The following is a 21098-nucleotide window of genomic DNA, read 5'->3' on the forward strand; positions in this document are numbered from 1 at the left end:
CGGGGAAAGGTTCACATGGCTCAGTTCTCAGTGGAAATTATCCGCCGGCCCGGCTCACTTCTGGGTGGAAATCAACACCATCGGCGTTGCATAGCCGCATACTCCACTGCAAATCGCTCCTTCGCTTCCGCAGGTTCTCGAGTTCGAAGCGATTTGGATATCTCGGCACGACCGACGGTAGCCAGCAGATCGGCTGGAACGCGCACGCGAACGTAGTAGATTCCGCTCTTCTTGTCTTTGACGGGACGGGGCATGATTAGGGTCACTGTGTAGGACTCCTGTGTAGGAGTCCGCAAGCGGAATACGCTGATTTGACGTAAATATTTGTGAATGCTGGGAAAGTCATGGTGCTGCCGGAGAGATTTGAACTCTCGACCTCTCCCTTACCAAGGGAGTGCTCTACCCCTGAGCTACGGCAGCGGGGTGAGCGGGTGATTAGACTCAAACGAAACGGCGCGCAAGGGCATCTGGACGGTTTTTTTTGCCTCCTGTAGAGAAAGGCCATGGCAGAAGAAAAATCCCCCCCAAAGGCGAAACGCAGGGCCGAAAGCCGTGAGGACCGGCTGAAGGCGGCGCTCAAGGCGAATCTGGCGCGGCGCAAGGCGCAGGCGCGGGCCCGGTCATCGGGGGAGGAAGAAAAGGCAGCGGACACGGACTAGGCCGGGATCGCTGGGTGGCCTGGGACAGGGCGCGGGATGCTGCGAGGTGGGCCGAAACAGGTGGGACACAGGGCGGCAGGGTCTATCATCGGAACCGATGATATGAACATGTGTTGGACGGGCTCGAATCCTCGGGTGCGAGAATCGAACGGATCAGGGACGAATGGTGGACGCAAGTTTTGAAGATGGCAGGGAGGCCCCGCTGAACCTGGGGGCAGAGGATTCCGACGATCTCAAGATCATTTCGTCGCTGGTGCAGGATGCCGTGCTGCCAGTCACCGAGATGACCTGGCGGGCCGCGGACCGGCGGTTTGCCCTGTTGCTGAACCGGTTCCGGTGGGAGGATCGCGACAAGGCCGAGCGGCGCGGGCGCGGTTATGAGCGGGTGCAGTCGCTTTTGGTGTTCGACAATGTTCTGGGCGTGGCGAGCCAAGGTATCGACCGCACTGACAAGGACTTGATCCTGTCGCTGTTGTCGGTCTCCTTCGAGCCTGGTGACGATTGTACCGGCGAGGTCTTGTTGACCGTTGCCGGGGACGGGGCGATCCGGCTGTCGGTCGAGGCGCTGGACGTGACATTGAAGGACGTCACGCGGCCTTATCTGGCCCCGTCGCGCCACGCGCCGCAGCATTCGGAATGATCCAGAACAAGCGCGGGATATCCCAGGCGTTTTCCCCGGCGCGAACGGAGGACATCCTGCGGCGGGCGACACCGTTTGACGTGTTCGACATGTCGCAGGTGCTGGTCCGGTCAATCTCGGACCTGTGCGGCGCCGATCATGGCGGCGACAAGGAGGCCATCGCGCGGTGGTGCGCCAACAAGACACCCGGGGCGTTGCGCGACCAGATGACGGCGGAGGGATCGGAGTTCTGGATTTTGATCCGGGCCGGTCAGACGGCCGCTGTCGGCGCGCTGTCGGATCTCGACCCCGCAGGCGGGACCGGGCGCATCACCCTGAACTATGTCGATCCAGGCTTTCGCGGCACCGGGGCAAGTACGGCAATGCTTGCCGGACTGGAGGACAGGCTGCGCGCGCTGGGGGCCACCGATGGGGTGCTGACCAGCACGGCAACCGCGCGCGAGTTCTATGACAGGCGCGGCTGGCAACCGGCGGGACCGGCCCGACGCGGCAGGTGGATCCTGGGATACCCAATGCGCAAATCGCTGCACCCCTGACGGAAAGGGTTGAGAAGCACCGCCGCCATCGGTATCCCGCTGGCTCAACTGCCCGAGGAACCGCCAATGCCGCAAATTCTTGACACCACCGACCCGGATTTCGACGCGGCCTTTGCCGCGCTTTTGTCGGCAAAGCGCGAAGACAGCCCGGATGTGGACAATGTCGTGGCCGGGATCATCGCCGATGTGCGGACACGCGGCGATGCGGCGGTGATCGAGCTGACCGAGAAGTTCGACCGGATCGCCCTGACGCCCGAGACCCTGCGTTTTTCCCCCGTCGAGATTGCCGAAGCCATAGCGCGGGTCGCGCCGGAAGATCGCGCGGCGCTGGAGCTGGCTGCGGCGCGCATCCACGCCTATCACGCGCGCCAGTTGCCCCGGGACGAGGAATGGACCGATGAGGCGGGTGCGACACTTGGCTGGCGCTGGTCTGCGGTCTCGGCGGCCGGGCTTTATGTGCCGGGCGGACTGGCCTCTTATCCGTCCTCGGTTCTGATGAACGCGATTCCGGCGAAGGTGGCCGGGGTTGGGCGCCTCGCCATCGCGGTGCCCACGCCTGACGGGCAGGTCAATCCGCTGGTTCTGTTGGCGGCGCATCTGTCCGGGGTGGACGAGATCTATCGCGTGGGCGGCGCGCAGGCGATTGCGGCCTTTGCTTATGGCACCCGGACCATTGCGCCGGTGGACAAGATCACCGGGCCCGGCAATGCCTTTGTCGCGGCAGCGAAACGGCGGGTATTCGGCAAGGTCGGGATCGACATGATCGCGGGCCCGTCCGAGATTCTGGTGATTGCCGACAGGGAAAACGATCCCGACTGGATCGCGCTGGACCTGCTGAGCCAGGCCGAACACGATGAAAGCGCCCAGTCGATCCTGATAACCGATGACGCGGGCTTTGGCCGTGCGGTTGTGGCCGCCGTCGAAAACCGGCTGGAAACGCTGGAACGGCGCGCCATCGCCGGGGTAAGCTGGCGCGATTTTGGCGCGGTGATCACGGTGCGCGATCTGGACGAGGCGGCGGCGCTGTCGAACCGGATCGCACCGGAGCATCTGGAGCTCTGCGTTGCCGATCCCGAGGCTCTGTCGCTGAAAACTGTGCATGCGGGGGCGATTTTCCTGGGTCAGTATACGCCCGAGGCCATCGGCGATTATGTCGGCGGGCCGAACCACGTGCTGCCCACCGCGCGCTCGGCACGGTTCTCGTCTGGCCTGAATGTGATGGATTTCCTCAAGCGCACGACCCTGTCCAAGATGACGCCCGAGGCGCTGCGCGCCATCGGTCCGGCGGCGGCGCGGCTGGCCCGGTCCGAGAGCCTGGAGGCGCATTGCCTGTCGGTTCTGGCGCGGCTGGATCGCCTGAACGGCTAGGCCCCGAGTTCCCGCGCGAAGGGAAAGAACCAGTCTGACAGGCGGTCGAACATCTCGCGCACGGTCGCCGCACGCGGGTCGAATTCGGAGAGGAAGGCGCAGAGCGTTCCAAGCTCGCCGCATTGATCCGCCGCTTCGACCAGGTTCGAGGATTGGCGCCCGGTATAGCCATGCACCGCCTCGGGGCGCAATTCGCGCGGCCAGTGGCGGGCGCGCTCCGAGAGCGCCTGGGCAAGGCGGACGGTGATTTCGCCCTCCTGGTCGTCAAGAATGTGGCGCAAGGGTGGATAAAGATCCGGATTAAGCCCCCGAAACATGCGAAAGGCGGTATCCGAGTGCGGGAGCCGTTCGCTTTGCAGCAGGCGGACGATGTCCTCGTCTTCGCCGAACTGCCGGTAGAGGGCGGCGATTTCTGACAGACCCACTGCACCTTGCGCCCAGAACTTTTCGATCCGGCTGGCCAGGTCGGGCACGGATTCGAAGAGCGCGGCAAACTCCTCTTCCGCGCCGATCCGGCCCGCCGCCAGGGCCAGGGCGCGCGGTGATCGGGGGGCGGCAGCCGGTCCGCTGCCGTGTGACGGGGCTGGCGCCACGTCGCGGCCCAGCCAGCCGTCGAGATCGCTTTCGGACAAGCGGTAGGAATCGACATAGGATCTGAAGCCCGCAGTGCGCAGCGCGCTGAAATCAGCCCCGTAGCCTGACCCGCTGGTGAAGGACCAAATGGTATCAACCAGCGACATGTACCCGTGCTTGGACCCCCCGAGGCTCTGAACGGCGATCCCCAGATCGGCAGTGTCGCTACTTGTGCCCGCAACCAGCAGGCATTGCCACAGCGACTGCCGCCAGAACCCGCGTGTCAGCGCCTCGGTCGTGTCGGCCTCGGCTTCGTCCTGGGTCTGGTCGCCCAGGGCCTTGATATATTGCGCGCCCAGGTTGGCCACCTCATCGAACCGGGCTGCGGCAAAGGCGCGCTGGATGTCGCGCGACAGGCGCGAGGCCGAAAGCCATTCGGAGCCTTCGGGGCGGTAGCGGTCCTGTTGCGGTTCGATGTCTGGGGCGCGTTTCCTGCTGGCCGCGCTGACAGTGCTGAACTCTTCTTCCGCAGCACTCAGCCCATGTTGGACAGCGGCGGTGAATTCCTGCGATTCCGCCTTTTCCCTAAGGTCTTCTGGTACATGAGCGGCCTCTTCGCGTGTCAGCACGCGGTCGAGATGGATCTTGACCCGTGCTCGCCAGGCGGGCGGCAGCGTCTCCAGATCCTCGCCCAGGGACAGGTCCAGCGCGCGGGCGGTGGCCGCGTCGAAGGCGGGAGGGTCTTCGGACGCGACAAAAGCCGCGTAATGCAGCGCCTGCACCACGCGCAACTCTTCGTCCAGCGCCGCCCAACGCGCCATGGGTTCCGCCCCGGCCTCGCGCGGCGGTCCGTTCAGGAAATAGTCGCGCGCGGCAGTGCAGACCGCCAGCGCATCCCGCCGCAACGCGGTTTTGCGGTCGCGATCTTCGGGTGTGTCATTGGCGCGCGGCCCGGCAAAGAGACCGGCAACCATCATGCGCCGGACATCGGCCCGGTGGCGCAAGGTAAAGGGCGGCTCGTCTTCATCGACCAGCCAGTATTCATCTCTCAGCTTTTGGCCCAGCCTTGCGGCCTCTTCCTCGCTGGGCAGCGATCCGTCGGGTAAACCCAGGCAGGGCCCTGCCAGCACAAAGCGGATCAGATCATCGTTGATCTGCCTGAGGACAAGGCCCGGATGGGCCAGCTTTTGCATCTCGGGGTCGTTGATGCGTTCCAGGATCCGTTCGTACAGGAATCGGTGGGCAAACTCCGAGCGGAACCCCTCGTCCTGCTTGAGGCTGTCGACAAGCCCGTCGATATCGCCCTTATGGCCGCGCGCATATTGCACAAAGATCCGCAGGGCCAGCGGGTGACCATCGAGCAATTCGCTGACCTGAAGGCGCAGGATCGGGTTGGTCAATACCGCCGGCTGTTTCTTGGTGGCGAGCGAATTGTCTTCTTGTTCCAAGAGCTGTGCGCCAGCTTCGAGAGAGAGGCCGCGCAACTCGATGCGCCGGGACGCGGGGCCGAACCGATGGTCCAGCTCGTCACCCGACAGGGGTGCGGCACGGCCGGACAGGACGGTGCGCAAGCCGGTCAGATGGTTGCGCAGCCAAAGCTCGACATTCAGGATCTGGGTCACCACCTGACCGCCCTGACGGTCGACCGCCTCGAAACTGTCCAGCGCCAGGGCGATGGGGTACTCGCGCAACTTGGCCGCCCAGTCCCCCTGGAACCACTCGGGAAACATGGTTTCCAGCGCGGCAGCCTGGCTGATGTGATCGCGCAGCTCGCCAAATGTATCGGTGGTCAGCAGGCGGCCGCGCAGGTCGCGTAATGTCTTGGACATCGCCTCGGCCTCGTCAGCGGGTTCGATGGCCCGGCGTACGCCCGCGGCCAACTGGCTGAGGATTTCGCGCGCGATCTGAATCGGCGAGCCGGATTTCAGTTGCGGACGGTCGAAATCGAGAATGACGGTGATCGGCGCGTCCTGTCGCGTTTGCCAATCCTGCAACAACCGGGCCAACAGCGCCGATTTGCCGATGCCGCCTGTCCCTGTCAGCAGCACCGGCCGGGTATCCACGGTCTTGCCGCGCAGAAAGTTCGACAGGCGCCTACGGACATTGCGATAGCCGAAGTGGCGGGTGGGCTGGCCGCTGGCCAGATCCCGGCGTTTCTGAATGTCCTGGATCTGCCGTTTCACCTCGGTTTCGAGCCGGTCCATGACGGACTTGTCCAGCACCGGCACAACCCGCACGAACTGGACCGCGTCGAGCAGGGCGGCATTCTGGCGCAGGTGTTCCAGCAAGCTCTCGTCATCGTCGGTGGCACGCGGGCGGGGAATCGCGACATCGTGGCCGGACAGCAGGCGATGCAGCGCCTGACCAAAGAGGTCGTCATGCCAGGGTGTCGGTGCGTGGTCGAGAACCTGGCCGAGCTGGGTCTGGGTCAGGAACTGCCGCAGGGTCGAGCGGCGCTGGTCGGGGCTGAGGATCCAGCCATAGCGGCGCGGCGCCCCCGGGGCCGAGCTGGTCACTTCGGCAATGTCGCGCGAGAGGTGTCCCAGAAATTCGCGCCGCGTTTCCGACCACCGTTGCAGACCGATAGCCCGGCAGAGATCGTCGGGGTCGAAACAGCCGCTGACCGCTGCCACCTCTCTTGCCAGGTCAACAAGCGCTCTTTGCATCAGGTGTCCTCCGGCGCTTCGGTGCCAAGGCTGCCAAACAGGCTGTCGGCGGCACCGGCAACGTAATCCGTCACGAATTGCGACAAACGCTCAAGCGGCGCCTCGGTGCCCGCATATGCCCCGGCGATATCGGCCAGGAATTTCAACCCGTCCTCGTCCAGCGCGGCGTCGCGGGCGCCGCGCTCGTTCAGCCATTCGCGAAAGATGACGGAAGGGTTTTCCAGCGACTTCGCATTGATCGCGGAATGCGCCACCAGCGCCGGGTCGAGCCCGTTGATCTGGACATCCTCACGCAGCCCGACCAGCACCAGCCTGAGGTTCTGCTGTTGCCCGATCTGGTCATAGAGCGTTCCCAGAAACTCGCGCCCCGAAGCATCGGACAGATCGTGCTTGTCCAGATCGTCGAGAACGATCCACACGGTCTTGTCACTCAGCCGCGCGCTGACCTGCTGCATGAACTTGGACACCAGCCGCCGGACATAGGCCGGTGTGGTGGTATCGAGCGCCTTTGGCAGGATCTCTGCCGGATTGGGCGCGAAGGTTGCCAGCGTATCGCAGGCCAGCCGATAGGCATCGACCTGGATGTCACCGGCCCGGAACAGGATGTAGTGGTTTTCGGGCGCGGCGAAGAAATGTTGCAGGATGGAAAACGAGAAACTTTTGCCCGGGCGGGTGATCGGCGTGTCAAAAGGGTTCACGTGGATCCTAAGCACCCGCTTGCTGCCATCCCACAGGTCGCGCAGCACCCGGAAGTATTCCTGCCGGCCAAAGACCGGCTGACCGCGGCCGATGCAACCGGCAATCAGATTAAGATCGGTCGTGCTGGTCAGCTGTGTCAGGGCGTTCTTTTTCTTCAGGTCCTCAGAGACCGCTTTCAGCGTGACCGCGACGTTCATCGTGGGGTTCTGGTGGAAAGGTTCCGAAGGATCGGCGCCTGCCTCGGCACCCAGATAGTGCAGTCCGATCGGGGTGCCGCCCTGGTTCAGCACCAGACCGCCCGACGACCCCTTGGCGGTTGTCGCCAAGTGAAAGATGCGGCTTTTCATCGGGAAGGTGTGAACCGCCCTACCCCCGGTCAGGGTTTGCCCCTCGGACCCGGGGTGATGCATGATCCAGACGCCATCTGGTTCGGCCTCTTCCACCTTGTCCAGCGCGAACCATCCCCGTTGCAGGCCCGGCGCCCCGTCCAGACGGATGATCGCATAGTCCAGCGTATCCTCGACCTGGCCCAGCCAGGCCAGGCGTTTGCCGGGGTTGTCCCACCAATAGTCGTCCCCCCTGATCCAGTCTGCCAGGCCGCTCTGCGCCACCTTCCAACCGGTTTTCGCGGCGGAATAGCGGGGCTGGTCGGCATCGCGCAAACCGGTCGTCGCCGAGAAGTCGAACCGGACCGAGATCAGCTCTGGCTGATCGAACACCTCCCAGACGTCCTTGACCACGTGGAAGTTCGTCAGGACCGTCGACGGGCCGACCAGAAACCCGGTGCCGTTGACCTTCTTGCCCTTGGCGTTGACCGTGTCGATCCGGCAGAGGCGGCGGCGACCGAGGATGATCGCGGGCTGAAGATGCCCGGGATCGGTCCAAAACCCGTTTTCCGGCACAAAGGCTTGCAGTTCGTCGCTGGTCTCGCCGCGCTGCAACTCGGTGTTTTCATGATCGCGGCCCAGGGCGGTGGCCATGGCTTGCGCCAGCCTGCGGCGGTACTGTTCGCGGGTCTCTGTCGTCTCGGCCTCGAAGAGGCCGGCGGCAACCGCACCGGCGAAACAGTCGGCAACCGGTTGCGGCCCGCCAAGCGCCGCCAAAGCCAGGCACAAAGCCGCGCCGTCATCGGCCGGGTCAAGACCGCTGCCCTGCCCGGTCACGACCATGGCATGGGCAAAGTTCTGCGGCGCGCCGGGCAGGCGCCGCGCCCTGAGCCAGTTGTCGTACCATGCCCGCAACTGGGGCCTGGCAAATCGCAAACCTGAAACGACACCGTGGATGGAAGCGATCAGGCGCTCCTCGGTCCACTCTTCGTTCATCATTCGTCGGTCCCGCCTATCAAATCGGTCAAAAACGCACCGTCCCCCATATTGAGCACGGTCTGGATATCATGCGCCAGATTGGTTTCGAGCGATTGCCCGCCAAAATGCAGGCCGCAGAGCTGACCGGGGCTGTGCAGCGACACGATGGCAGACCCCGAATTGCCGGGCAGCGTGGTTGCATCATGGCTGAAGGCCCAGCCGCGCGGGTCGGTGGCCAGCGCTCCCGGACGCGCCTCGATCATGCCGGGGCTGATGTATTTGACCCCGTATTTGTCGCCATAGAGCTCGCCCAGCCGCGCCCAGAAGGCAAGATAGTTGTCCTTGTCCTGTCGCGGATCGGGCCCACGGACGCTGCGCGGTTCGGCCGGGTATCCGGCGACCAGAATCTTGGTCAGGTCGGTATCGGTGGTCGAGATCAGGCCCCGGTCAATCGGGTCTGGCGGCGGGGCGCGGCCATTGTCGGGGTCGATGCGCAAAAGAGCCATGTCGAGGCGGGACATGTTGACCGTGCGCCCGATGCGCGCGGCGCCTGCGGTCGCCACTTCCGTCAGGGTGAACCGGGTGTCGTCGTCCTGCGCCTCAGGGTCGAAGATGATCGAGACCGGGAACCGCAGATGGAACGGGCGCGAGCCGTCGGTGGAGGGGATCGGTTCGGCAAAGGCGTCGATGACGTGGCGGTTGGTCATCACCAGACCGTCGGACAGAAGGAAGCCGGTGCCGACATGCACCCATGTCCCTTGGGCGTTGCGCGCATCTATCCGGCCCACCGCGCGCACCAGCGGCTGCCAGCGGCTGACCGCCGTCAGCAGGTCGGCTTTCCAGGTGCCCAACATCGGGTCGAACAGTTCGGACCCGTCCGCCTGAACCCGGATCGCGGGACGGCCGGTGAGTTGCACCAGCGCCTCCAGCGCATATCCGACCTCGCCCGCCGACATATGAACTTCGCGGTCCGGGTCGAGATGCGACTGGACGGCCTGCCTGATCCGGTCGGCCGCCTCGGCCTGCATCGTGGTGTCGACCAGATCCGGCGCAGCCTCGGCCTTGAGCTGGAAAAGCTCGGTCACGGTTTCCATCACCGCATCCAGCCCCTCGCCGCGCAGCCGTTCGACCGAGGCCTCATAGCTGATGTCAGAGGCGCTTTCAGTTGTACCGGAGCGGCCAACGGCGAGCCGACGCACGGCCCGGTCCAGTGGTGCGGGTGGGGCGACGGGGGCCAGCACGAGGCCCGGCGCGCCAATGGGCGCGCGATCGCCGAGCAGGGCCGCCAGCGCGGGCGACGGTTGCTCGCGCATCGCGTTTTCCAGGGTTATCGACGCCTCGGGCTCTGCCCGCAGCCGCCAGTCGAAGGCGACGAAATCGGCCTCGGCCTGAAGCCCCCCGGCGTCCAGATCGGGCCCAAAGAGACTGAGTGCTGGGCCCGCGGCCTCGGGCACCGGGCCGGTCACGATATCCTGCGGGTCGAGTGCCAAGAGCGCCTCGGCATCGACGATGCCCGCCCCCATCAGGTCGGTGTCCCAGCCCACGGGGCACCGCGAGGTCTGGCGCAGCGCCGCGCGAAACAGCTCTTGCAGCGGCAGGCCCCTGCGATGCGCCTCTTGCCGCAACGGGGCCCAGCCGAACCGCTCCAGCCACAGCGCCGCAACGCCCGCCGTCAGGGCGACGGCAAAGGAGGTGCCCTGTCCGCCCGTGTTCACATCGGCCAGGTCCATCTCGCCCGGGCGGCGGCGCGCGACATGCAGGTTTTCGGCCGGGGCCGAGATGTCGACCTCGGGGCCCCGGCACGAGCCGCGCCAGCGGTTGCCCGCGTGGTCGACCCCAGCGACCGCGATCACGTTGCGATCGAACGCCGGGTAGGTGACGAAGCGCACGCAGTTCCCGGCGGCGGCCAGCACGATCAGGTCGGCAGAGACGGCGCGCGCCACGGCACGCCGCATCACGCGGGGGCCAAAGGCGCTACCGAGGCTCATGGTCACCACGCGGCAGCCTTGATCACGCGCCCGGTCGAGCGCCCGCGCGACTGGCACCCAAGCGCCGACGACCACCGCGTTATTGGTGCGGAACGGGATCAGTGTCGCCCCCGGCGCACTGCCTGTCACATGATGGCTCCGCCGGCTGGTCACCAGCGAGGCGGTCCCGGTGCCGTGACCGGGCGAGCCCATCTGCGGCGACAGCGGATCGGTCGGGTCGGGGGTGCCGTCGACAAAGTTGTATCCGCGCGCCTTGTCCACGCCCTGATCCAGCTCGCGATGGGCGGCCACGCCGGTATCCGGCTGGCCAATCCTCTGCCCCGCGCCGGAGACCCCGAACCGGGTCATCGCCCGGTCGGCCTTGATCAGTTTCAGCGCCCAATCCGGGTCGGGCAGCGGCGCGGTATGGGCGCGGCACAAGTCCCAGACCACGTCACCGACGTTCTCGATGGGGGGTGCGACGCTTTCGACATCCGTGAAGGGCGGCGAGATGTCAGGCGTAACCGACACCAGGCCAAGCGCGTCGCGGAGTTCACCCGCCTGGGCAAACAGATAGCCCGGCGACTGCTCGATCGGCACCCCGGGAAATTGCAGCACAAGCAGGTCGTCATCCGCCTCGGTCGCGCGGAAGAGATCGAAACCATCGCCGCCAAGCAACGCGGCAATCCCGGCGCGCGCATCCTCGGGCGATACCGGCCCCGGATACTCCAGAGTGAACGACAGGATGTCTGTTGGCAGATTGTCACGGCCAGTAGGTACCGCCACCCGGCTGGCGGCCTTGAGCAGGTCCAACATCACGAAACCCTCCAATCGAAGATCAGAAAATGTGCTTTGAAATATCGTCCGAGCCTATCACCAAATGCCTTGAAAATGAAGGTCTGTCTTCGCCTGTGGCGGGCAAATCCGGTCGCTCAGAATACCATGCCTTGCAAATTTCTTTCCCTTCCTGCGGGTTTCAGGCCCCGTTTTTCCACCCACGGGGACTTGGCAACTGACCAAGTTCATTATATTCCTCAAGGACTTGATCCCTTGTCGCTATCTTTTTGACACATCAACGGAATGGGATATCGAACCGTGCGACCATCAAACAGAAAGCCCGCAATCCCGGTCGAAACGGTTCTTGCCAAAGTGTCCCTGCTGGCCGGGCTCGACCCGCAGGACCTGCGGCGGTTCGCCAACGACCTCGATCCGATGACGGTGAATACCGGGCAGACCGTGGTCGAGCAGGGCGAAACCTCGACCGAGATGTATGTCGTGTATTCCGGCCGCCTGGTCGGCCTGCTGCTGTCCCCCAATGGCAAGGAAGTGGCCTTTACCGAGATTACCGCTGGCCGCTATTTCGGAGAACTGGCCGCGCTGGACAATCGCCCCAGGTCGCTGACGATTTCAGCGGCCGAACCCACGATGCTGGGTCGGATGTCGGCGGACAAGTTGCTGACCTGGATGGCCGAGGTGCCTCGGCTGGCACGCAACCTTGCCATCGATCTGGCCGAGCGGAACCGGGCCTTGACCGAGCGGGTGTTCGGGCTGGTGGTGCATGATGTCGACAAACGCGTCCGCGCCTTTCTGCTGCAACAGGCACAGCTGGAACATCAGCTTAAACCCGGCGGCGTGCTGGACCCATGCCCGACCCATGACGTGATCGCGAACTATATCGGCGCCACGCGCGAGGCGGTCAGCCGGGTCATGGCGCGGCTGGCGGCCACCGGCGTGATTGAAACCGGCCGCCGCCGGTTGGAGATTAGCGATATCGACCGTCTTTTCGAAGGGTTATGAGCCGCCCCATCTGTCCTGAAGACGCAGACAGATCGGCAACATCCAACGCTCGCCTGCGCGAATGTCCCGTTCCAGCCTGCTCAGATCCGCTGTCGGCGCGGACAGGCCGGCGGCCTCTTCCGCCATGGCGTGGATGGTGCGGAATGTGGGGTTGAGAAACAGGAAACCCTGGTTGGTCAGAACCGCCAGAGCCTGTTGGAAATCTTCCTGGCCTTGTTCGACATTGCCCTCGGATATCCGGCCGATCCCCGTCAGCATGCGGGCGTAGACGACCCAGAAGCCCAGATCCTTTTCCTGGGCCAGTCGCGCCAGCCAGGCCGAGAAGTCGCGGAATGCAAGCCAGTCGCCGGACACCGCCGAAGGGAATGCAGCTCCAAACGTCAGGGTATGGCACAGGGTGTGAGTCATTTCCGTCTGGAGAGCCGCCGCGATAGCCCGGTCGATGGCCTGGCGCGTCGTCTCGTTCGGCGCGGTGAACGCGTCGATGGCCGCGACGCAACACAGGACCGTTGCATGATTGTCCGTCGCCCCGAACAGCCGCATCGGTTCGGCATGCTGCACCGGGTCGTAGGCGTTGAGAAAACGTTCAAGATGAACTCGGGCGGATTCGAACTCGCCCCGGAACATCAGGCTGGACCCCAGCATCCGGTCGAGGACCAGCGCATGCAGGCCGCTGGGGTCGGCCTCGGCGATCTCGGCCAGGCCCGAGGCGAATTCGTAACTTGCGTCGATATCGCCCTGCACGCTGTAATCTATCCAGCGAAAGAACATGGCCGAAAACACCCGCTGGCTGCCGCCGGTGCGCTCGATCAGGGCGTTGATCCGGCCCAGAACATCCTCTCCCGCAGCGCGATAACCTTTGGCGCCGATCAGGGCGGGATACATGGCCAGCAGGGTGTCCGCCTCGAAATGGTCGATCCAGTCGCCTTCGGCCTGTTCCATGCGCGGCAACAGCGACAGCGCATGACGGAACAGCGCCACCGCTTCGGCATCCGCCGATTGTGCTGCGGCGTTGCGCCCGGCCTCGGCCCACAACTCGGCCGCGGCGCGCAACCGGCCAGCCCGTTCCAGCTGATCGGCGAGCAGCGTCGGCTCGACCGTCAGGCCACGGTCGCGCTGGCGGCCAAGGGCGTCGGCGATCGCGGCATGTATCCGCTCGCGGTCGCGAGTCAGGATAATGTCATAGGCACAGTCCTGAAGGATCTGGTGACGCAGGATCAGGCGCTTGTCAGGGCTGCTGTCGCGGGACAGGTGAAGCTCGGCCAGGCCGGAGGCCACCAGTTCGTCAAGCGCGTCTTCGAAACGCCCCGGACCGGGCCACAGGTCCCGCAAGAGCGCCACCGAGGCTTCGCGCCCGATGCTGGCGATCAGCCTCAGCAAGGGGCGCGCGGTGACAAGCCTGCGAATACGGGCGTGCAGGCTCTGTTGCAGGCTGGAAGGGACGGACAGGTCCGGCAGGTTATCGGTGGCAGAACTGTCGGCCGCCGTCAGGCGCGCGCGCATTTCCAGCGCCAGTTCCTCGGCAAACACCGGCACGCCCTCGGCGCGGGCGACCAGAGGTGCGACCAGCGCCTCGCCGCCATCGGCCCCGGCCAGTACGCTGCGGACGATGCTGTTGGTGTGTTCCGGCGACAGCAGTCCCAGCGAGATCGGAACCGCGCCATCAATCCTCATCAACCGCTGGTCCGGCAGGGCATTGCGGGCCGACGCAATCAGCAAGAGGCCCGGCGGCCGCAACGAGGCCAGCGCCAGCAGAACTTCGAGCGTCGAGGGATCGGCCCATTGCAGATCGTCAATCCACAGCACATGCGAACCGGAAACCGAGGTACCGAAATACTCGGCCATAGCGCCTATCACCCGGGTGCGGCGATGGCGGCGCTCGGCCCGGGTTGCGGTCGGGATCCCGTCCAGCTCGGCGCAGAGCGACGCGGCGGCGGGGTTGTTTTCCTGTGTCAGCAATAGCCGGAACGCCTCGAACGGCTTGTCGCGCCCATGCGCCGGGCAGGTCACATGGCGCACCTGATACCCTTCGTGCCGCAGGTTCGCCAGGAACTCGCTGACCAGGCGCGACTTCCCGATCCCGTGTTCGCCTGCCACCGTGACCAGGTTGAATGCGCCCATTCCAACGGCATTCCAACAGGCCGACAGCCTTGCCAGCTCGGCCCGACGGTTAACAAAGGGAACCCGCTCGGGCTGCGACAGCAGGGCGGCATTGACACCGGGAGACCGCTCCGGACCCACTTCATAAAGCGGCGCGGGCTCTTCGATCCCTTTTAGATGGCGCAGACCGAGAAAGCGCAGGTTGAAATGCTGCTTTACCAGCGCCGCCGTTGTATCGGCGATGACAACCTTGCCCGGTTGCGCCTCGGCCTGGAGACGGGCGGCGGTGTTCACCACGGCGCCGTAGGCGCGGCCGCCGCGCTCGTACTGGCTGAGTTGGCGGTCACCGACGACCACGGGGCCCGAGGCGACCCCGACACGGACCTGAAGCATATGGCCATTGGGCGCCGACAATTGACCGACACGGGCGACCGCATCGCGCGCGGCAAAGACGCCGCGCAGGGCGGCGTCCTCCATCGCCTCGGGATAGCCGAAATAGATCAGAACCCCATCGCCGTGGTATTGCGCCACATGCCCGCCGTACCGGTCAACGGCTGTGTCGACCGCGTTATAGAACCCGGCCAGCAAGTCGGTAAACCGCTCTTCTCCCAATTCGTGGGCCAGACCGGTCGAGCCGACGAGGTCGCAGAACACCACCGTCAGGTATATCCGCTCACCCTCGTCGCCCGCATGTGCGGCGCTGGTGGTCTGCCTGGCCTTCTGCTCGGCGATCCGGGCCAGGATCTTGCGCCGATGGCCAAGCGATTTCACGCCCAGGTCGGCCAGATCTTGGTCCGAGAGATGTTCCAGCACCTCGAAGTCTATGTCGGCGCTCTCGAACTGGTCGGCGTACGAGCCAAGCCCCATCTGATCCAGGAAGGAGGCAACAGAGCCGATATCCCGGTAACCGTCATTCATGCCTGGTTACCCGGCGGCCGCCTGAATCGGGTCCTCGAACCCCTTGAACCCGGGGGGAAACCCGGGGCCGGGCGGGTGCCATTCAAGCGGCGCAATGCTTTGCGGGAACCGCAGCAGGTCGATGGGATCGTATTTGCCCTTGATCAGCCGCAACAACCAATACTTGTCGCCCCAATATTGTTCGGCAAAACCCGGATTTTCCGGGCTTGGGTAATTCTGATAGCTTTGGCCGGTCCAATGCGGGGCAAAAACCTGCTCCCATCCCTTGATGAACTGCATCATCTGCTCTTCCTCCTGCTCGGTCAGCCAGAAGACATCGAAGAACAGATCACAATACACATCCCGGTGAAAGAACGCATTTCCCGAAATCGGCATGCGTGCAATGGCGCCGCCATAGATCTCCATGGCCGCGATGGTGTAGGGGCTGGGCGAGGATCGGAAGTAGTCCAGCAACTGTTTCCAGCCATCGGCAGAGACCGGTTTGGCGACATAACGGCTGATCTTCGCCTCGGGCGGCGGCATCGGCGTCATATCCGCGGGGAATTCGGGCACCTCGTAGGGTTCGCTCAGCAGGATGCGATTGAGATCGATATAGGGCTGCGGATCGTAGAGCGCTTGCAGGGTCGCGCCCGGCAGGGCCAGCACGGGGTTCAGTACCTCTTGCAGGTCTTCCCGGCTGCCGCGGTAGACGCCGCGCATCAACAGCACGGGTTCCTTGGCCTGACCGGTCGGGCCCTCGAACGCCCAGATCATCTGGTAGCCCAGCGTATCGGGCGCGCCGGTGCGCATGAAGTTCTCTTGCAACCAGGCCAGAGATTGCGCGGCCTTGGCGGTGCCCTCGTCGGTCTGCATGGACCAACGCACGGAAAACCCAGAGAATTTCGAACCGCGATAGAGGCGATACTTGACTGCCAGCAGAATACCGAAATTGCTGCCGGTGCCCCCCCGGACCGCCCAGAACAGATCCGGGTTCAGTTCGGCATTGGCATGCACGATGCGCCCGTCAGTCAGCATCACACGGATCTCTTCGACCTGGTCGCAGTTCATCCCAAAGATGCGCGCGGTAAACCCATAGCCACCGCCCTGCATATAGCCACCGACGCAGACATCCGGGCAGGCCCCTCCGGGGGTGTGAAGGTCATAGGTCTGAAGCTTGGCGTTGAACTTGCCGAAATTCGTACCGGGGCCGACCCAGGCGCGCAGCGCCTCGGGGGTGATACAGACATCGTTCATCCGGCTGACGTCGATCAGAAAGCCGTTTTGCGATGAAAAACCTGCCGTGCTGTGGCCGCCCGACCGGACCACAACCGCCATCGACAGGGCCCGCGCCACGCGCAGGCATTCGGCGACATCCGCTTCGACCTCGCAATACACGATGACCTCTGGAAAGGCCGAGAACCTGGGGTTCGACAGCATGCGGTCGGCGTTGTATTCGGGGTCTCCCGGCAGAACGACCGTTCCCAGAATGTTTTTTTGCAGCTCTTCCGCGTATTTCGGAGGGAGACCTTGTGCGGATCCTTCGGTTTCTCTTTTGGCTGCCCACAATTCCGATCTTTTGCGCAAACGTTGCGCGCGACTATCATACCAAAGCACGTTTTTTTCCTATCACTTGAATCTGTGGCTCATCCTATGAGTGCAGCAAAGTGATTGGCAATTTCCTTTTTGCGCGCCGGGCAAGATTTCTCGGTCTCGCCCTTGGGGCAGGTCAGATCTTGTCGCGCAGGCTGAACCACAGCATGGCCAGAACCAGCAGGGGTGTCCGCAAGGCAGGGCCGCCGGGGAACGCGGGCGTCGGCACGCTTGCCATGACGTCAAAGCGTTCGGCCTGACCGGCAATCGTTTCGGCCGCGATTTGACCCGACAAGGTCGCCATAGCGACCCCATGGCCAGAGAATCCCGACAGGCTGAGGATATTGCCCGCTAGCCGTTCATAATGTGGCATCCGGTTCATCGTGATGCCCAGCGTTCCGCCCCAGGCATGGTCGATCCGGATATCGGCCAGTTGCGGAAAGATCTCCAGCATCGGCTTGCGCACCTTGGAGGCTATATCCCTGGGGAAGCGATAGCTGTAGCTTTCAGTACCGCCGAACAGCAGGCGGTGGTCATCAGAGAACCGGAAATAGTTGACCACGAACTTGCTGTCGGCCACCGCGACATTGCCCCGGATCAGGCTTTCCTGTCGCTCCGGCGTCATCGGTTCGGTTGCGACAACATAGTTGTTGATCGGCATGACGCGCGCGGCGACCCGGTCGTCGAGACGCCCGAGATAGCCGTTGCAGCCCATGACAACGAAACGCGCCGTGATCTCGGCCTTGGCGGTCTTGACCTTGGCCGGGTCGGTTTCGGTGAGCGACAGAACCTTGGAGCCCTCATAGATCCGCACACCGGCGGCCACCGCCATCCGCGCCAGGCCAAGGGCAAATTCCAGCGGGTCGATGTGACCCGCATCCTCGTAGATGCAGCCGCCGAAATAGGCGTCCGAGGCCACCAGATCACGCATCTCTTCCCGATCCAGCGCGCGGATGTTGGTGTAGCCGTAGGTTTCCCGCAAATGGCGGACGTGGTCGTGGCTGTGGCGCACGAAGCGTTCCCGGTGATCGGCATGAATGATGCCGGGATGGAAATCGGCATGCACCAGATCCGAGCCCGACAGGTCCCGCACCAGATCGACCGACTGCCGCGCGATCTGCCACAGGGCGCGGGCGTGATCCGGGCCGACCATCTTTTCCAGCTCTTCCTGCTCGACCCGCTGCCCCTGCCCCACCTGACCGCCGTTGCGGCCCGATGCGCCAAAACCCACCCGCTGCGCCTCGAGCAGGATCACATCATAGCCCCGCTGCGCCAGATGCAAGGCCGCCGACAGCCCGGTGAACCCGCCGCCGATCACGCAGACATCGCAGTCAAGCGTTCCTTGCGCCTCGGCGAAGGGCTCCAGATGCTTGGCATGGGCGGCATAATACGAGGGCGGGTAGTGCCCCGAACGATCGTTTACGGTCAGCAGATCCATCGGCAGAGTCCTGTTCTTTTGCGGACAGACATAGCAGCCCGGAACAGGTCCTGCCAGATATGATCAAATTATTTTGTGGCAAGTGTCGCCACGTTTTGGCGACGATCATGGCCACACCCCCCCTTGGCAATGGGTCGCACAACGGCCATGATGTCGAAGATCGGGGGCCTGTTGGCCATACGCCACAGGGCCCGGGAAAAAATGATCAAAACGGCCGGTGTGATCCTGTCAGACTTCTTCCTGTCCTCGCGGCAGGGTTTCGATCAGCCGGGTTTCGAGCAACTGCCCATTGTGATACAGGATCGGATAGGCGACCGCCGAGATATGACTGTTGAATTCCCGCAACGCGCGCAGCGTTTCGAGGTGAATGTCACTGGTCTCGAAACTTTGCTTCTCACCGTTCTGCAAGCGTTTGAAATGGCGCTTGCGGCTGTCCCGTTCGGCGCGTTTCAACTCGGTCTTTTCCAGGCTGAGCAGGCGCGCGCTCTCCAGATCGTCGGAGATCAGCACGTTCGAGGCGAGCTTCAGGTTGGCCATGATCGTCTCGTGCATGTTCTGAAGCTCGGACCACCCCTCGCGGGAAAAGCTCTTGCCCGTCTTGCGCAGCTCGCCCGCCAGTACGGTCAGCCGCCGGGCGACCACGTCGCCGGCAGTTTCCAGGCGCACCGCATATTCCAGCATGTCGCGGGCAATCTTGGCCGTGTCCTCGCCCATGGTTTCGACCGGCAAGGCCGCCACGAACCGACGGATGCCGGACAGGCATTCGTTGACCTCTTCATCCAGCGCCTGCACGGCCTTGATCCGGGCCTTGTCGCCATCGCGGTAGAGGCCAAGCGTCGGCCGGAACATGGCATCGACCAGGTCGGTCATCACCAGCAGTTCGCGTTTCAGACTGGAAAGAGCCTGGGCGGGGCTGCCGATATGGGTGGGGTCCAGATTGCTGTGCCGCTTCAACAGCGACTCGGGGCTCATAGGGTCGACCGGATCGGGCAACAGCCGTGTCAGCGGCGCTTCCAGCGCCGAACAGAAAGGCAAGGCTAGGATCAGCAGCGAGGCGTTGAACGCCAGATGCGCGTTGACCAGCATCTGGCCGCCATACCCAGAGGCATCCAGTCCACTCGCAATGATCATGTTCACGGCAAACAGGCACAGAACGGCCCAGGTGCCGCGCAGCGCCAGATTGCCAAAGGGGATGCGCCGCCCCGTCATCGGCATACCCCTTGTCAGCCAGACGGGGATGAAGGCGCTGCCAAAGTTGGCCCCAAGCACCAGCGACAGACCCGCGACAAAGGGGATCGCTCCGATCTGGACCAGGGTCACGCACATCAGGATGGCGGCGACCGAGGAATGCATGACAAAGGCCAGTACAGCCCCGACGATAAAGGCGGTGACATAGTCCCGGGCCAAGTATTCGGCGACGGCAGGCAGGAACGCGCTGTCCCGGATCGGATCCATGGCCTCGCGCAGAAAGCGCAGTGAAATCAGGATAAAGGCGACACCCATCAGGATCCGGCCCAGTTGGCGCGCCTTGCGCGCCTCGGTCTTGACAAAAAGCCAGCCGCCAACCGCCAGCAGCAGGGGCACCAGCCAATCCAGCCGGTAGGACAGAACCTGAATGATCAGCGCGGAACCCAGATCACCGCCCAGCACAATTGCCAGACCCTGACCAAAGCCCAGCAAACCGGCACCCGCGAAGCCCGAGGTCAGCAAGGCGACGGCGGCCGAGCTTTGCAGGATCATTGCCATGCAGAGGCCGACGACACTGGACCGCAACGCCCCTTGCCGGCCGGTCATGACCCTTTGGAACGAGGCGCCGTAAGCGCGTTCGATCCCTGTCCGCACCATCCGCACCGCGAACAGCAACAGCATGGTGGCACCGGCCAACTGGATGAGAAATGCGAATATGGCCATGGTCTAGCCGTTCAAAAGGTCAAGCAGGTCGCGATGCAACTCGGGCGACGCGGCAGACACGACGCGCCCGTCCGAGGCCAAAGTCAACGGGTTTCCCTGCCAGTCGGTGATCTGTCCACCCGCCGCCCGCACGACCGCAGACAACGCCATATAGTCATAGGGTTGCAGGTCGTAATCGACCACGGCATCGACATGACCCATCGCCACCAGGGCATGCGGATAACAGTCATAACCCAGCCGCCGGGTCTGGCCACAGCCCATCAATCGGGCGAAGACAGCCGGATGATCGCGATAGATCTTCTCGCCCTCGTTCACGAACAGGCGCGCGTCATCAAGCCGTGTCTGCCCGGACACCCGGATCGCAGATCCGTTCAGTGTCGCGCCTATGCCCGGAATGCCGATCAGGGTTTCCCGCAAGGCAGGCGCCCCGATGATGCCCAGAATGGGATCCCCGTTGTCGAGCAGCGCCAGCAGGAACCCGAAAAGCGGATGCCCGGTCAGAAAGGAACGGGTGCCGTCGATCGGGTCGACGACCCAGAGATAACGGGAGTCGCCGTGTTTTGTCCCATGCTCCTCGCCCAAGATGCCGTGATCGCTGAAATGCTCGGTCAGGTAGTCTCGCACCATCTGCTCGACGGCCTTGTCGGCCTGGGTGACCGGGCTTTCATCGGCTTTGAGTTCGACCTGCAACTGGCCGCGAAAATACCCGCGCGCAATTTCGGCGGCCTTCTCGGCTATCACCTCGGCATGCGCGGCAAAATCATGACCCGTCACCATCTGGCTTTCTCCCGTTCAGGCGTGCCTGATATGGCTGGATGGTCCAGCAGGACAAAGCGGCATCTGCCCGAGTTCAGCCTATTGCAAATCCTGTTGTATCTCATAAGGATCGTGTTCCCACCGCTGCCGGCAACAAATCTGTCTCGTGCTCTCATTCACGTCCGGTTTTGTTGCTT

Annotated in this window: 14 protein-coding genes and 1 tRNA gene; 5 read left to right on the forward strand and 10 right to left on the reverse strand. The window is 64.0% G+C overall.

Features of this window, described 5'->3' with window-relative positions; translation table 11 throughout:
• Positions 1-71 precede the first annotated feature (71 nt).
• Together G0P99_RS25100 and G0P99_RS18830 are read right to left on the reverse strand one after the other, a co-directional pair.
• Positions 72-254, reverse strand: a complete 183-nt coding sequence (locus G0P99_RS25100; RefSeq protein ID WP_370462857.1) for a DUF6538 domain-containing protein — start codon at positions 252-254, stop codon at positions 72-74.
• Positions 255-345: 91 nt separating this feature from the next.
• Positions 346-420 (reverse strand) — tRNA-Thr (locus G0P99_RS18830).
• Positions 421-503: 83 nt separating this feature from the next.
• Between G0P99_RS18830 and G0P99_RS24590 the strand changes: the two genes are divergently transcribed.
• The 4 genes from G0P99_RS24590 (at position 504) to hisD (ending at position 3203) form a co-directional block, all read left to right on the forward strand.
• Positions 504-659, forward strand: coding sequence for a hypothetical protein (locus tag G0P99_RS24590; RefSeq protein WP_203583168.1), 156 nt, complete (start codon positions 504-506; stop codon positions 657-659).
• A 163-nt stretch (positions 660-822) separates the two neighbouring features.
• Positions 823-1299 (forward strand): DUF2948 family protein, encoded by a 477-nt coding sequence (locus G0P99_RS18835; protein WP_164132028.1) that lies wholly within the window; start codon positions 823-825, stop codon positions 1297-1299.
• A complete protein-coding gene (locus G0P99_RS18840) occupies positions 1296-1835 on the forward strand; it encodes a GNAT family N-acetyltransferase (protein ID WP_239059874.1) in 540 nt (179 codons plus the stop codon). The genes G0P99_RS18835 and G0P99_RS18840 overlap by 4 nt, the downstream gene beginning before the upstream one ends.
• A 66-nt stretch (positions 1836-1901) precedes the next feature.
• Entirely contained in the window at positions 1902-3203 is a 1302-nt protein-coding gene (gene hisD, locus G0P99_RS18845) for a histidinol dehydrogenase (RefSeq protein WP_164132029.1), read from the forward strand.
• Here the strand turns inward: hisD and G0P99_RS18850 are convergent.
• The 3 genes from G0P99_RS18850 to G0P99_RS18860 are packed head-to-tail and all read right to left on the reverse strand — an operon-like array spanning position 3200 to position 11228.
• A complete protein-coding gene (locus G0P99_RS18850) occupies positions 3200-6442 on the reverse strand; it encodes an NACHT domain-containing protein (protein ID WP_164132030.1) in 3243 nt (1080 codons plus the stop codon). The genes hisD and G0P99_RS18850 overlap by 4 nt on opposite strands.
• Complete coding sequence (locus tag G0P99_RS18855) at positions 6442-8466, reverse strand: serine protease (RefSeq protein ID WP_164132031.1); 2025 nt, start codon at positions 8464-8466, stop codon at positions 6442-6444. Before G0P99_RS18855 ends, G0P99_RS18850 begins: the two co-directional genes overlap by 1 nt.
• Positions 8463-11228: a S8 family serine peptidase gene (locus G0P99_RS18860; RefSeq protein WP_164132032.1), complete on the reverse strand. Its 2766-nt coding sequence runs from the start codon at positions 11226-11228 to the stop codon at positions 8463-8465. Before G0P99_RS18860 ends, G0P99_RS18855 begins: the two co-directional genes overlap by 4 nt.
• 279 nt (positions 11229-11507) lie before the next feature.
• Here G0P99_RS18860 and G0P99_RS18865 point away from each other — a divergent pair, with 279 nt between their 5' ends.
• On the forward strand, positions 11508-12209 hold the full coding sequence (locus G0P99_RS18865) for a Crp/Fnr family transcriptional regulator (RefSeq protein WP_164132033.1): 702 nt from the start codon (positions 11508-11510) through the stop codon (positions 12207-12209).
• On the opposite strand, the gene G0P99_RS18870 is transcribed toward G0P99_RS18865, so the two are convergent.
• The 5 genes from G0P99_RS18870 to G0P99_RS18890 form a co-directional block, all read right to left on the reverse strand.
• Positions 12204-15227: an adenylate/guanylate cyclase domain-containing protein gene (locus G0P99_RS18870; protein WP_164132034.1), complete on the reverse strand. Its 3024-nt coding sequence runs from the start codon at positions 15225-15227 to the stop codon at positions 12204-12206. The genes G0P99_RS18865 and G0P99_RS18870 overlap by 6 nt on opposite strands.
• 6 nt (positions 15228-15233) lie before the next feature.
• Positions 15234-16643, reverse strand: a complete 1410-nt coding sequence (locus G0P99_RS18875; RefSeq protein WP_239059875.1) for an FAD-dependent oxidoreductase — start codon at positions 16641-16643, stop codon at positions 15234-15236.
• A gap of 289 nt (positions 16644-16932) precedes the next feature.
• Complete coding sequence (locus tag G0P99_RS18880; protein WP_164132036.1) at positions 16933-18234, reverse strand: FAD-binding oxidoreductase; 1302 nt, start codon at positions 18232-18234, stop codon at positions 16933-16935.
• A 228-nt stretch (positions 18235-18462) separates the two neighbouring features.
• On the reverse strand, positions 18463-20145 hold the full coding sequence (locus G0P99_RS18885; protein ID WP_164132037.1) for a Na/Pi cotransporter family protein: 1683 nt from the start codon (positions 20143-20145) through the stop codon (positions 18463-18465).
• A 3-nt stretch (positions 20146-20148) separates the two neighbouring features.
• Complete coding sequence (locus tag G0P99_RS18890; RefSeq protein ID WP_164132038.1) at positions 20149-20922, reverse strand: inositol monophosphatase family protein; 774 nt, start codon at positions 20920-20922, stop codon at positions 20149-20151.
• Positions 20923-21098 lie beyond the last annotated feature (176 nt).

This window comes from Ruegeria sp. PrR005 (assembly GCF_010500245.1).
Taxonomy (GTDB): Bacteria; Pseudomonadota; Alphaproteobacteria; order Rhodobacterales; family Rhodobacteraceae; genus Ruegeria_B; species Ruegeria_B marisflavi.